Below are 12,552 nucleotides of genomic sequence, written 5' to 3'. Positions count from 1 at the left end.
CCGCAGCCTGAAGATAGGCGTGGCGCTTAAGGCGCCGTCATGCGAGCGACTGCAATGCCCGCGCGGCAAAGCGAAGCGCGTGCCGCCACGCGTGGCACCCGTCTGTGAACAGAATAGGCCTCGTTTGCCTGTCACCCAATTTTCGCTGGCGATCCGGCTTGACTCAGGTCAAGTGATCTCTTGCGCTGGGCTGCGGAAAGCGGACGCCCGCGCGCGTGAGAAAGGCGATTGATTTGGGTCAATCGCGAGAGCGGCACCGCCCCTACACTGAACTCAAAACCTGTCCTGGAGTGTGTCTCGTGAACGCCCTGCACCCGCACTATCTCACTGCAAGCACACTTGCGCTGTTGCTCGCAGCAAGCGGCGCAGCGCTTGCCCAGTCCGAGCCGACAGCACTCGTCGATCAACAGCATTGCATGTTCTGCCATACCCGGGACGCGCCGTTTCTCGCGCCTTCGTTTCAGCAGATTGCGGACCGTTATCGCGACGTACCAAACGCCAGCGTGATGCTCGAACACAAGCTGCGACTCGGCGGCAAGGCCCACTGGGGCGACATGTCAATGCCGCTGCCGGCGGATCGCGGCGGCCCGTTGACACCCGAAGATGCTCACACGTTGATCCAGTGGGTGTTGAGTCAATAGCCACCCAGTTCGTTTGCACATGTTCCTGAAATGTACGGAGAACCCTCATGCGCCTCACCATTCATCTCGACACGTTCGATCGTGTCAATCCGATGGCATTCGCCATCCTGTGGCTCGACAATGAAACACGTCAATGGTCACGCGAGGGGCATATGGGGCTCGAACTGCCCGAATGGGGCGCCTTGCACGTCGATTGCGGCAACACGCTCATCTGCGGACCGCACGATTCGACGCCCTGCTGCGTACTCGAAGGGCTCGATCTGAACGCCACGTCTGGGCCATTCGAGGGCGAGACCGGACGCGCCCAATGGTGCTGGGATGCGGGCAGATCGTTGATGACGGGCCATTGGCACGTGCAATGTGTCGACAACGAGAACACGGAGCCGGAAGACGGTATCTTCGCCGCCGACGGCAACCCGTTAGGGTTGTCGACACTACCACCAGCATGAGGTGCCACCGTGGGAATGATTGCCAATCTTGACGGCGTGCGTCATGCGTACGGACTCTGCTTCGTGCGCGCGCCCTGGGCTTATTTCACGCGTTTGACGCTCGACCAGCAATGGGGCGACGGCTGGGAACGCGTGCCTTATGAACAGCACGCCGGCCCTCCTTATACCGACGGTCCCGAGCAGATCCTGACCGTCGCCTTCGATGGTCCGCTGTATACGCCCGATCTCGGCTACGACGGCAAGGAGCGCAGCGCCAACGAAATCAATCGCGGCGAGATGCCGTGGCTGCGTACCCAAAGCTTTGTCGGAAATGCACCGATTCACATCATGGCGGGCATCACGCTCGAGTCATTTGTGGAGCAGGTCGAACTCGCGGGCGGCCACGTGTTTGCGCCGCTCGGCTGGGGCGCTTTGCGGCTCGAACCGAGTGAGCGCGCGGCATCATCGGATACGCCGGCCCGGGCATGCGGCACGGTCAAAGCCTGATGCGGGCTGCGCTCAAGGCGGCGAAAACCCGGACATCGACGTAGGCACGCGCCTCACGCGCGAAGGGCTAAGTGCCGTCTCCAGTCGTTGGTATCAGCAGGACGACGAAACTGGCGACGCCGGCAACCAGTGCCAGCGCGCCATAGTGGATAAAGGCTGGACTGTCGAACAGCAAACCGCGGATGGTTGCACCCAAACCCGCCAATGCCGTAAAAACGGCCACCGCCGCCAGGATGATTCTGGGTTCTGCCTGGACCATGATGTCCCCCTATGCTCAAAGCACGCGATTCCGTACCGGCGTGACATTCGCGAACAGTCAACGACGAACTCATCATCGCCCCGCCGGAGGTATTGCGATTGATTTGCATCAAGCACCGGCCGCTCTCCCCTCAGTCCCTCCCTTGATGTGTATCAACCGCCCGATCGGCCGTGCGGTCATAGTTGACCTACACGCACTCACCTGCACCAAGGCCATCAAGAGCCTTCCTTCAGGCGACTCGCCGTTTCAGGCCTCGCCCTATCCTTGACTTTTATGTGAGGAGACACTGGATGTCTACCATCGAGCTTAATCAACTCAATACTCCGGCGCCGAAAATCCCCGCGCTCAAGCACGCAAGCATCGACGGCATGGAGGCTTACCATGCCCTCGTGGCCGAGGCCGAACGCGATCACGAAGCGTTCTGGGCGCGCCTTGCCAAAGAGCATCTCGAGTGGCGCCGGCCCTTCACGAAAGTCCTGAACGAGGCGGACGCGCCGTTCTATCAATGGTTCGAAGACGGCGAACTCAACGCGTCATACAACTGCCTGGATCGCAACCTCGCCAACGGACTCGCAGGCAAAACGGCCATCGTGTTCGAGGCGGACGATGGCAAGATCACGCGCATCACTTATCAGGCGCTCTATCACCGCGTGTGCAGACTCGCCAACGCGCTGCGTGCGCGCGGCGTAACGAAAGGCGACCGGGTGGTGATCTACATGCCGATGTCGGTGGAAGGCGTCGCCGCCATGCTGGCGTGTGCGCGCATCGGCGCGCCGCACTCCGTCGTGTTCGGCGGCTTCTCCGCGAAATCGCTGCATGAACGGATGGTCGATGTCGGCGCGGTGGCAGTGATTACTGCCGACGAACAGGTGCGCGGCGGCAAGACACTGCCGCTCAAAACCATCGCCGACGAAGCCCTTGCGATGGGCGGCGCCGAAGCCGTCAAAACGGTCGCCATCTATCGCCGTACCGGCGGCCGGATTCCCTGGATCGCAGGACGCGACGCATGGCTGCATGAACTCGAACAGGACCAACCCGATACCTGCGAACCGGAATGGGTAAGTGCGGAACACCCGCTATTCGTGCTGTACACGTCAGGGTCGACCGGCGCGCCCAAAGGCGTGCAGCACAGCACCGGCGGTTATCTGCTGTGGGCCGCCGTGACGATGAAATGGACCTTCGACATCAAGCCAGCCGATGTCTTCTGGTGTACCGCCGACATCGGCTGGATCACCGGTCACACGTACATCTGCTATGGCCCTACCGCAGTCGGCGCGACCCAGGTGATCTTCGAAGGCGTACCCACCTATCCGAACGCGGGCCGCTTCTGGGACATGATCCAGCGCCACCAGGTCAGCATCTTCTACACTGCGCCGACCGCCATCAGGTCTCTCATCAAGAGCGCCGACGCTGACACCGCCGTGCATCCGAGCAGCTTCGACCTGAGTAGCCTGCGCATTCTCGGTACGGTCGGCGAACCGATCAACCCAAGCGCATGGAACTGGTATGCCGAACATGTCGGCGGCGGCCGCTGTCCGGTGCTCGACACGTTCTGGCAGACCGAAACGGGTGGCCACATGATCTCGCCGCTGCCAGGCGCGACCCCGCTCGTGCCGGGATCGTGCACGCTGCCAATGCCGGGCATCGACGCAGCGATCGTCGACGAAACCGGCCATGAAGTGGCCAACGGTCAAGGCGGCGTGCTCGTCATCCGCAAGCCGTGGCCTTCGATGATCCGCACGATCTGGAACAATCCTGAACGCTTTCGCAACGGCTACTACCCCGACGAACTCGGCGGCAAGCTGTACCTCGCCGGCGACGGCGCGATTCGTGACCGGGACACGGGCTACTTCACGATCACAGGTCGTATCGACGACGTCCTGAACGTGTCCGGACACCGCATGGGCACCATGGAAATCGAGTCGGCACTGGCGGCCAATCCGCTCGTCGCCGAGGCCGCCGTCGTCGGGCGTCCGGATGAGACGTTCGGCGAAGCCATCGTCGCCTTTGTCGTTCTGAAAACGGCGCGGCCGACCGGTGCTGAGGCTAAGCGCATAGCGGACGAATTGCGCGCCTGGGTCGCCAAGGAAATCGGTCCGATCGCGAAGCCGAAGGACATCCGGTTTGGCGACGCCATGCCCAAGACCCGCTCCGGCAAGGTCGTGCGCCGCTTGTTGCGCTCAGTCGCGAAGGGCGAAGCGATTTCGCAGGACACGTCGACCGTCGAAAACCCCGCCGTGATTTCACAGTTCGCCGATTCGATCTGAACGGTCCTGCGCTCCGGCGTTCGATTGCGATGTGACCCTTGCGCGGCGCCAGTTTTCACGACAGTCGCGCAAGCAATACTTCGGTTTTTTGCATGAGGAATTCATCATGAATATCAAAGCCCCTAATCCCGCTTCGCTCGGCCTCGGCGGTTTTGCCTTGACGACCTGGCTGCTCAGCATGATCAACGCCGGCTGGTTCAGCGGCGATTCGATGGGCATGGTGCTCGCCGTCGCTTTCGCTTATGGCGGCACCGCGCAGATGCTCGCCGGACTCATGGAAATACCGCGCGGCAATGGTTTCGGCGCGACGGCCTTTCTGAGCTATGGCGCCTTCTGGTGGTCGTTCGCCCTCTTCGTGTTGTTCCTGCACGGCACCGTGCCCGCGGCGTTCATCGGCTGGTATCTGTTCCTGTGGGGCGTGTTCACGCTCTACATGTGGGTCGCGACATGGCTTGCGCCGCGCGCATTGCAACTGGTGTTTCTGTCTTTGTGGATCACTTTCTTCGTGCTTGCTGCGAGCGAATGGACCGGCCTCGTGTGGTTGCACCACGCCGGCGGTTACCTCGGTCTGCTGACGGCGCTGCTGGCTTTCTACCTGTCGGCGGCTGAGATCATCAACGAAACGCATGGGCACACGGTGCTGCCGGTGGGAACCGTCGTTCAGAAGATCGACGTGACCGTAACGGTCACCGAGGGACTTCGCGGCGCCTGAAAGCAGGCGGCGGCCACCGCACCGCCGCTCACACGGATAAAATCTCGGCATGCCGATCAACTATCTTCGAGGATTCACGAAACCTGAGCGCAGTGACGCGGCGAATCTGCGCCTGGGACGATCGCTGGCTTTTGTCGCCGGCGCGGCCAACGCCGGCGGCTTCCTCGCTGTGGGGCAGTACACATCACACATGTCGGGCATTTTGTCGTCGCTCGCCGACAACCTCGCGCTCGGCGAAATCAACGCGATCGTTACGGGATTGAGTTCCTTGTTGTCGTTCCTCTTCGGGGCCGCCACGTCCGCAATCATGATCAACTGGGGGCGTCGCCAGCAATTGCACAGTCTGTATGCAATGCCGTTGTTGCTCGAGGCTACGCTGCTCCTCTGCTTTGGCCTGCTTGGCACAAATCTCGAGACCCATCGCGTCCTTTTCGTACCGGCGACCGTCTGTCTTCTGTGCTACGTGATGGGTCTGCAGAACGCCATGATCACAAAGATCTCAAAAGCGGAGATCCGCACGACACACGTCACCGGTCTTGTGACGGATATCGGCATCGAACTCGGCAAGTTCTTTTACTGGAACGTTGGAGCAATGGATGGGAGTACCGTCCGTGCAGATCGCGAGAAACTGCACATCCTCGGATCGCTCCTATTGTCGTTCCTCGCAGGTGGCCTGACAGGCGCCGTAGGCTTCAAGCACTTTGGGTTCATCTCGACCATTCCCCTTGCTGTCGTACTTCTTACTCTCGCCGCTGTTCCGGTCCTCGACGATATGCTCGCGCAGCGCCGGTAGAGTACTTTTCGCAACGCCCCCCTGTTTCGCGCTGCTCGACCGCTGGTCACGTCGCCACGGGATTGGGTGACGGGATACGTCGAACAGAAACGTTACCCCTTCCTTGATTGGAACTGAACGGCATCGAATTCATATTGCGCCTCATGGAGGTGCAATTAACGTGGACTGGCTGCGTATCGAGCGCTACGAACCGCTAGTTATTCGCTTCCGGAATGGCCTTGACGATCATCGAGAATAGCTTGCCAAGATCCTCTTCGAGCTTGACTCCATCGAACGGATCACGGTTGACCCCAAACACCGCGTCAATCTCGGCCCAGTCATCCTTCGTCAGCAAACGTCTCGCAGCAGGCAGAATCACTTCCTCCTCCAGACTCCGGTGTTTCAGGCAGAACTCTGCGTATTCCTGCACCAGGGCGCGCAGCGCAGCAAATGCGGACTCGCCCTTCAGTTCATACCGGGTCAGCGCGTGCTCCAGATCTCGCACCCGCACGTCACCTTCAGCGTGCTGGGCCTCCAGTTCGTCAAGTACATCGTCAAATTCATCTGTCCGGGCCCGCAACCGAGCAAACAGGTAACGATCCTCCTTCGGATGATGCATCTGCTCCGGATACTCCCGGATGTAGTAAAGCATCGCCCGAAACACCATGAGACCCGGAGCCCTCGACCCAGTTTCCAGCAGACGGGTAAAACACAGCATGCCTTCGATAATCGCTGACAACTGTCCGTGCTCATTAAGGATGACTTGTATGGCACTGCGAGGTCCCAGCGGCTGCATATCAAACTCTCCGACCTTCGAAATACACTGACGATTTGATTGCCTGCCACGCATTGACGGCGAGCACCGGCGAGAACGTCCTCACTTTCATTTCACTGTGGACGTCCGCCAACGCCTGCGCGTTGATTGAGATCAACCGGCGCACTAGAAGTGCGACGTCGATGCATCGATGGAAGGCATTTCACCGTGGTCGCATAGCCACGCGTGCTTGGCGAGCGCGAGCATTTCCCTGTCGCCTCGACTATCACCATACACATAGAGCACACGCGGTTGACTATCGCCGAACCTGCGTTGCAGTCGTCGTACTTTTTCTGGTCCCCAACAGTTCGGCGAAGGCAGGCGGCCGTAAAAGCGGTCATCACGAAATTCGAGCTCGGTCACAAGTACCGCGTCGAATCCCGCGCTCGTAGCCTAGGCCTTAAGGTAGAGCGCGCGAGACGCGCTGGCCAGTACCAGTAGGTGACCACGACGCTTATGTTCTTCGATCCGCGCGGCCATTTCCGCTCGAACAAGCGCCGGCGACCCTTGAGCTGCGTATCGCTGCGCCGGTCCTTCAGTTCACACCGGGTCGCGGCACCGATTAGCATGCCAGCCATGGTGCCGTACGAATCGCGCCATAGATCAACCTTCGACTACCGACTGCATAACGCACAAAATCAGGCAGGCTGTGCGAGGCGGTGATAATACCGTCGAAATCGAAGGCGGCAACCGGATCGCGCCGCATTGTTCGATAGAGGACGCCGTCCGGTTTCCAGTCCCTGGTCAACGCATATTCCCGGTGTGGCCAAGTGAATAACGCCCGGGCTGCGGCCAGACGGAGAGTCCGTGCGGTTCCGCGCCAACCGGAATGGATTTGACAGAGCCGGTCGTCGTATCGATCGCGTAGACAACGTCATCGAAGCGACCGGATAGCCACAGCATCTTGCCATCCGGGCTGACATTACCCATGTCGGGACTGCCGCCGCCCGGAATCGGCCAGTTCGCGACGACCTTGCGCGTCGCGAAGTCGAGCACCGATACGCTGCCCTTGCCATGTCTCGGTCCGTGCACGAGATTGGAGCCGCGATTGGACACATAGAGCCGGGTGCCGTCGCGGCTCGGGTACAGGCCGTGCGTCCCCACGCCGGTCTTGATGAAGCCAATCTTCGTGAAGCTGTCGCCGTCGATCACGTAGACGCCGTCGGCCATCATGTCGGCGACAAAGAACACCTTGCCGTCCGGCGAGATGCGGATGTCCTGCGGCATGCCCTTCCTGTCGAGTTCGAGGTAGCCGACGACCTTCCGGTTGACAAGATCGATCTTGGCCAGCTTGCCGCCGAATTCACAGGTGAAGAGCGCGTACTTGCCGTCGATCGAGAAATCGGCGTGATTGATGCCCTTGCACTGCGGCGCGTCGAGACTCGATTTCAGCGCCATCGTGTGCACATCGCGAAAGTCCAGCCGCGCGTGTGCTTCGGCCACCACGATCGCTTCTTTGCCGTCCGGAGTGAAGTACATGTTGTAAGGATCGTCGACCATGATCTGCTTGCCGGGTTTGCCGGTCTTGGGATCGATCGGCGTCAGGCTGCCGTCGGGGCGGCCTTCGGCGTTGTTGGCCACCCACAGCGTCTGCAGATCCCAGGCGGGAACGACGTGCTGCGGACTGAGGCCGACGTGAAGCCTGTCGACCACTTTCAGCGTGGCCGGATCGATCACGTAGACGTCGTTCGAACGCAGGTTCGGCACATAGACGCGCGGCAACGCGCCGGCGACCGCCGGGCTCATATGGCCGGTGCCCGCTTCGCTATACAGGTTATCGGGGTTCACCACGGGCGGCATGCCGGCCACCGTGGTGACAGCCAACGCAGCCGATGCAGCGCCGGCGGCACAGAAACCGGCCAGCGCGATGGCGACGGCCGTTGCAACGCGCGAAAAACGGGGAGGACACAATTGCATCGTGAATTCCGTTGTCGAGTGGATGGGGGATCGAGGACGGAAGCAGAAGTCTGTCGAATGCTTCAACGGCTTGCGGTCTCTTTCTTGATCGCGTCAATCGTCCGCGACACGATCGCGTCAATGCCCAGTTGACCAAGTTCGACGCTCGAGTGCCGCGGGTCGCCGCCATAGACGCCGTCGGCCGGTCCCAGTTTCGGACCGCTTCGCAGGCGCTCAAGCCGCACCATCTGCGGCGCGACCGCCAGCAGCAGCGAGGTATCCGCGAGTCCCGCGTGCGTGCCGATCTCAGCATCGCTGACCCCGTGCTGCCGCAGGATCTGCGAGTAACCGTCCGAGCTGGTGCCGTAGTACGCCGGCGGCACGAATGCGCGGGCATTCGTGCCGGCCCAGCTCCTGTTGAGTTGGGCTACAACGTGCCTGACATCGTTCTGGTAGCCGCCGTGGTCGCCGAGAAAGACGATGTTGGTAAAGCCGTGAACCTTGAAGCTGTTCGCGGCGGATTCCAGCGTCTTTTCGAACACGTCGTCCGGCACGGTGATCGTGCCGGGAAAACGCATGTGCGAGGTCGGCGGAGCGTAGCCGCCCTCCGGCACGTAGGCGATGACCGGCGCGACGATCGCGTTGCCGAGGCCCTCGGCGATGCGCTGCGACAGCACCTTGACGCGTGCATTGTGTTTGCCGAGTGCGACGTCGGGGCCGCTTTGCTCGGTTCCGCCAATGGGGACGATGATGGTGGTCTTGCCCGTCTGAATCTGGTCGCGCAGTTCGGTCCAGGTCAGGTCCTCAAGGAAGACGGTTTTCGGGGTTTGAGCAAAAACAGTCTGCGTGGCGATGAGCAAAATGACGGATGCGAAAGCTCGTCCTGGGGGAAAGCGCATGAAGGAGTCCTCGTGGGAAATGCGTACCTCGTGAGCGAATATCCGCATAGTATCCCGTGGGGTGTCTACTGTTGTTCTTCGCACCGGCGAGACTGTCGCCTCATGTACACACGTCGCTTACCGACTTACGAAATCCTTGATGCGCACACTCCGCCCGAACTGACGCGCCTGCGCGGCAGCAACTCCACGTCGCTCAAGTTGCAACGACCGTATCACGAACCAGCAGCACCGGGCAGGTCGAGAACCGAAGGAATCGCTCGGCGACGCTACCTAGCATCATGCGTTGCATTCCGCGACGTCCGTGGGTACCCATCACGACAAGGTCCACGTCCTGCCCCTCTACGTAACGCAGCAAGCAGCTGGCGACGTCTTCGCTGATGTTGTCCGTCTCGGCGATAGCGACCTTGCACGCCACGTTGCCCTCCGTCGCGTCTTTATGCGCATTCGCCAGGATTCGATCGCCTTCAGCTCGTAGTGCCTCGACCATCGCAAACTGGTCGGAATTGGCTGAATAGGCAAACATCGCGAAACGGTCGAGCACGTACACCACCGTCATCGTGCCGTCGGCCAGCTTCGCCATGCGGATAGCTTCCTTTAGCGCACCCTTCGACGCGTTGCTGCCATCCAGTGCCACCAGGATATCTTTGTACATGGCCATCCTCTCTGGTAAGTCGATTATGAATGCGCCCCCGATGGCGAATCAATCGCGCCGCCGGAAACTACGCGAATACGCGCCCCACCTAGACTGAAAGCGATCACAAATTCATCATCTGCGTTTCCCCTCACGCCTGGATTGATTTGTATCAATGGCGTACGTGCCGTCGCTGGCGTACCTGGTCGCGAACCCGACGTTTCGTCGGATGCGGCAGCGCATTTCACTAGCATTGATTCAAATCAAGCCGCTTACGCGTATCGGGATGAATATGCGTAATCTCGCGTCGCCAGATGCGACTGCGGCTAACCGGCTAGATCCGGGTGCCCCGCCACGGCGCAACCACAAAGGCGAAGACTCTCTGCCGGCGTGCGATTAACGCCGACCTGGCGCAGGATTTGCTTATTGTTGTACCCACAGTTGTACCCGCACGACCCTGGCGAAGCGACCGGGGCTGACCAGCAGGAGGAGACAATGCGCGATGATGTCGGTCACGCCGTAACGCCAATGGCGACTCGTGAGGCCGGCTGGCTCACGCCGTCGATTCAGAAATCCCACGAACGCTCCGAAACGTTCGGCTTGAGCGCCGCGATGCGGCCGGATTACGACGTGCTGCCGGCAGCCGAACTCACATTGAAACTCGAGCAAAGCCGTGTCCTGTGCGCGCATGCCACGCCTGTGATGGAAACGCTGCACGAGCAGATCGTCAACACACAGAGCATGATCGTACTGACCGACGCCGAAGGGCTGATCCTTCACTCGATCGGCGACGATGATTTTCTCCGACGAGCCGAGAAAGTCGCGCTGCGTCCGGGTGCGAACTGGGCGGAAGACCGGCAAGGCACCAACGCAATCGGCACGGCGCTCGCCGAGCGCTGTCCGACAGTCGTGCATGGCGAACAGCACTATCTGGCTGCCAATCGCTTTCTCACCTGTTCCAGCGTGCCGATTCTCGATCCGTACGGCGATCTGATCGGCGTGCTCGACGTCACCGGCGACCATCGCAGCTATCACCAGCACACGCTGGCGCTGGCAAAGATGTCCGTACAGATGATCGAGAATCATCTGTTTACCAATACCTTTCGCGAGACGTTGCAAATTGCATTTCACGGTCGGCCCGAATTCCTCGGCACCTTGATGGAAGGCATCGTCGCGTTTACCTGCGATGGCCGCTTCCTTTCGGCCAATCGTAGTGCGCAATTTCAACTGGGATTGCCGCTCACCAGCTTGCGCGCGCATACCCTGTCCTCGCTATTCGGCCTCACCAGCGCGCAACTGATCGACCGTCTGCGCGTCAGCCGGGACCAGCATCTGTCGCTGAACCTGAGCAACGGCGCGGTGGTATGCGCTCACGTCGAATTCCGGCGTGCCACACGCACCAATGATGCCTGGCCGCCGGAGGAGCATCGCGAGTCACGACCCGCACAACGCGTGGCGTCCCCTCCCCTAGCCGCGAGCGTGCTGTCGAGACTCAGCTATCTGGACACCGGCGACCCGCAGATCGCGGCCGTCATCGCCAAAGTCCGCAAGGTAATCGGCAAGGACATCCCGATCCTGATTACCGGTGAGACCGGCACCGGCAAGGAGCTGCTCGCCCAGGCGATCCACAACGACTCGCCGCGCCGCTCGGGTGCGTTCGTTGCGGTCAACTGCGCGTCGATACCGGAAACGCTGATCGAATCCGAGTTGTTCGGCTATGAAGAAGGCGCCTTCACCGGTGCGCGGCGCAAAGGCGCCGTCGGCAAATTGCTTCAGGCCAACGGCGGCACGCTATTTCTCGACGAGATTGGCGACATGCCCTACCCGCTGCAAGTGCGGTTGCTGCGCGTGCTGCAGGAGCGCCTCATCAATCCGCTTGGTTCCTCGAAGTCGATACCAGTCGATATCGCCATCATTTGCGCAACTCACCGCGACCTGCGCGACATGATCGTGCAGAACCGGTTTCGCGAGGACCTGTATTACCGCCTGAACGGACTGGTAGTGAAATTGCCACCGCTGCGCGAGCGCACGGATCTATCCGCCGTAATCCAGAAGATGCTGCAATCCGCATCATCCGAAAGCGCGGATGGGCAGCGACTGAGCGTCGCCGACGAGGTGATGGCGCTGTTCGAGCAATGCGCGTGGCCCGGAAATTTTCGCCAGCTCAGCAATCTTCTGCGAACCGCCGCCGCCATGGTCGATGCGGACGGTCAGCTCCGGCGCGAGCATTTGCCCGACGATTTCTTCGACGACGTGCGCGGCACTGCCGCCGCGCCTGCGAGCACCACGGAAACCTTACCGCTATCAAGCGGGCGGCTGGAGGATGTCGCCGCCAACGCCATCGCCAAGGCGGTTGCGCAGCATGGCGGCAACGTGTCGGCTGCCGCCCGCGCACTCGGCGTCTCGCGCAATACGATCTACCGCAAACTGCCGCCGCAGGGTATGGACAACGCCGACGACGCCGTCTGACCGCCTGCGGCACAGGTGCTCCAATTTGCAACAGCGGTGTCCTCGAACTGAACAGCGCGCTGTTTCACGCGCCGGACTAGTTAGTCAGTTTCCCTCAGCAAAACGTGAGTCGGTGTCCAACGACGCTTTCGTTCAGGACGCAAAACGCTAATCGTGCGCCGGCTGTACCGATCGCAGCACGTGACAAGCCCGGCATAGACCTTGCATTTGATCATTATGACCGCTTCCTCAATGCGGTTTCTCAATCACATGTCGTA

The 12,552-nt window shown here is 60.9% G+C and carries 13 protein-coding genes; 7 read left to right on the top strand and 6 right to left on the bottom strand.

The genetic code is table 11. The annotated features are described in order from the left end of the window. Nucleotides 1–347: 347 nt before the first annotated feature. From FSO04_RS14610 to FSO04_RS14600, 3 genes are read left to right on the top strand one after another with little or no spacing between them, the layout of a single operon-like run. On the top strand, nucleotides 348–641 hold the full coding sequence (locus tag FSO04_RS14610) for a c-type cytochrome (RefSeq protein WP_372342366.1): 294 nt from the start codon (nucleotides 348–350) through the stop codon (nucleotides 639–641). Nucleotides 642–688: 47 nt separating this feature from the next. After that, a complete protein-coding gene (locus FSO04_RS14605; RefSeq protein WP_154560364.1) occupies nucleotides 689–1,090 on the top strand; it encodes a DUF3564 domain-containing protein in 402 nt (133 codons plus the stop codon). Nucleotides 1,091–1,105: 15 nt separating this feature from the next. Beyond that, nucleotides 1,106–1,576, top strand: coding sequence for a hypothetical protein (locus FSO04_RS14600; protein ID WP_154560363.1), 471 nt, complete (start codon nucleotides 1,106–1,108; stop codon nucleotides 1,574–1,576). Between the two features lie 67 nt (nucleotides 1,577–1,643). Here the strand turns inward: FSO04_RS14600 and FSO04_RS14595 are convergent, their stop codons facing one another. Then, nucleotides 1,644–1,835: a DUF2964 family protein gene (locus FSO04_RS14595; RefSeq protein WP_154560362.1), complete on the bottom strand. Its 192-nt coding sequence runs from the start codon at nucleotides 1,833–1,835 to the stop codon at nucleotides 1,644–1,646. A gap of 290 nt (nucleotides 1,836–2,125) precedes the next feature. Between FSO04_RS14595 and acs the strand changes: the two genes are divergently transcribed. The 3 genes from acs (at nucleotide 2,126) to FSO04_RS14580 (ending at nucleotide 5,607) form a co-directional block, all read left to right on the top strand. Further along, nucleotides 2,126–4,102 (top strand): acetate--CoA ligase, encoded by a 1,977-nt coding sequence (gene acs / locus FSO04_RS14590; protein WP_154560361.1) that lies wholly within the window; start codon nucleotides 2,126–2,128, stop codon nucleotides 4,100–4,102. A gap of 106 nt (nucleotides 4,103–4,208) precedes the next feature. Beyond that, nucleotides 4,209–4,814 (top strand): acetate uptake transporter, encoded by a 606-nt coding sequence (locus FSO04_RS14585; RefSeq protein WP_154560360.1) that lies wholly within the window; start codon nucleotides 4,209–4,211, stop codon nucleotides 4,812–4,814. A gap of 49 nt (nucleotides 4,815–4,863) precedes the next feature. Beyond that, on the top strand, nucleotides 4,864–5,607 hold the full coding sequence (locus tag FSO04_RS14580) for a YoaK family protein (RefSeq protein ID WP_154560359.1): 744 nt from the start codon (nucleotides 4,864–4,866) through the stop codon (nucleotides 5,605–5,607). A gap of 193 nt (nucleotides 5,608–5,800) precedes the next feature. Here FSO04_RS14580 and FSO04_RS14575 read toward each other — a convergent pair whose 3' ends face one another. The 5 genes from FSO04_RS14575 to FSO04_RS14555 form a co-directional block, all read right to left on the bottom strand. Continuing rightward, complete coding sequence (locus FSO04_RS14575) at nucleotides 5,801–6,382, bottom strand: hemerythrin domain-containing protein (RefSeq protein ID WP_154560358.1); 582 nt, start codon at nucleotides 6,380–6,382, stop codon at nucleotides 5,801–5,803. A gap of 144 nt (nucleotides 6,383–6,526) precedes the next feature. Continuing rightward, entirely contained in the window at nucleotides 6,527–6,763 is a 237-nt protein-coding gene (locus FSO04_RS47505) for a haloacid dehalogenase-like hydrolase (RefSeq protein WP_233464857.1), read from the bottom strand. A 381-nt stretch (nucleotides 6,764–7,144) separates the two neighbouring features. After that, nucleotides 7,145–8,317, bottom strand: a complete 1,173-nt coding sequence (locus tag FSO04_RS14565) for a YncE family protein (protein ID WP_154560357.1) — start codon at nucleotides 8,315–8,317, stop codon at nucleotides 7,145–7,147. Nucleotides 8,318–8,379: 62 nt separating this feature from the next. Next, nucleotides 8,380–9,195: a creatininase family protein gene (locus FSO04_RS14560; protein ID WP_154560356.1), complete on the bottom strand. Its 816-nt coding sequence runs from the start codon at nucleotides 9,193–9,195 to the stop codon at nucleotides 8,380–8,382. A gap of 193 nt (nucleotides 9,196–9,388) precedes the next feature. Further along, complete coding sequence (locus FSO04_RS14555; RefSeq protein ID WP_154560355.1) at nucleotides 9,389–9,847, bottom strand: universal stress protein; 459 nt, start codon at nucleotides 9,845–9,847, stop codon at nucleotides 9,389–9,391. A 474-nt stretch (nucleotides 9,848–10,321) separates the two neighbouring features. Here FSO04_RS14555 and FSO04_RS14550 point away from each other — a divergent pair, with 474 nt between their 5' ends. After that, nucleotides 10,322–12,295 carry a sigma-54-dependent Fis family transcriptional regulator gene (locus FSO04_RS14550; protein ID WP_154560354.1) on the top strand — a complete coding sequence of 658 codons (1,974 nt, stop codon included), beginning with the start codon at nucleotides 10,322–10,324 and terminating at the stop codon, nucleotides 12,293–12,295. Nucleotides 12,296–12,552: the final 257 nt, after the last annotated feature.

The sequence above is a fragment of the Paraburkholderia madseniana genome, assembly GCF_009690905.1.
Taxonomy (GTDB): domain Bacteria; phylum Pseudomonadota; class Gammaproteobacteria; order Burkholderiales; family Burkholderiaceae; genus Paraburkholderia; species Paraburkholderia madseniana.
The sequence above is the reverse complement of the archived record's forward strand: the minus strand, read 5'-3'. Positions and strand labels throughout refer to the sequence as shown.

Coding starts and splice junctions, on each gene's coding strand:
- FSO04_RS14595 (WP_154560362.1), bottom strand. CDS start 1,835: ATGGTCCAGGCAGAACCCAGAATCATCCTGGCGGCGGTGGCCGTTTTT.
- FSO04_RS14605 (WP_154560364.1), top strand. CDS start 689: ATGCGCCTCACCATTCATCTCGACACGTTCGATCGTGTCAATCCGATG.
- FSO04_RS14585 (WP_154560360.1), top strand. CDS start 4,209: ATGAATATCAAAGCCCCTAATCCCGCTTCGCTCGGCCTCGGCGGTTTT.
- acs (WP_154560361.1), top strand. CDS start 2,126: ATGTCTACCATCGAGCTTAATCAACTCAATACTCCGGCGCCGAAAATC.
- FSO04_RS14550 (WP_154560354.1), top strand. CDS start 10,322: ATGCGCGATGATGTCGGTCACGCCGTAACGCCAATGGCGACTCGTGAG.
- FSO04_RS14560 (WP_154560356.1), bottom strand. CDS start 9,195: ATGCGCTTTCCCCCAGGACGAGCTTTCGCATCCGTCATTTTGCTCATC.
- FSO04_RS14600 (WP_154560363.1), top strand. CDS start 1,106: ATGATTGCCAATCTTGACGGCGTGCGTCATGCGTACGGACTCTGCTTC.
- FSO04_RS14555 (WP_154560355.1), bottom strand. CDS start 9,847: ATGTACAAAGATATCCTGGTGGCACTGGATGGCAGCAACGCGTCGAAG.
- FSO04_RS14575 (WP_154560358.1), bottom strand. CDS start 6,382: ATGCAGCCGCTGGGACCTCGCAGTGCCATACAAGTCATCCTTAATGAG.
- FSO04_RS14565 (WP_154560357.1), bottom strand. CDS start 8,317: ATGCAATTGTGTCCTCCCCGTTTTTCGCGCGTTGCAACGGCCGTCGCC.
- FSO04_RS14580 (WP_154560359.1), top strand. CDS start 4,864: ATGCCGATCAACTATCTTCGAGGATTCACGAAACCTGAGCGCAGTGAC.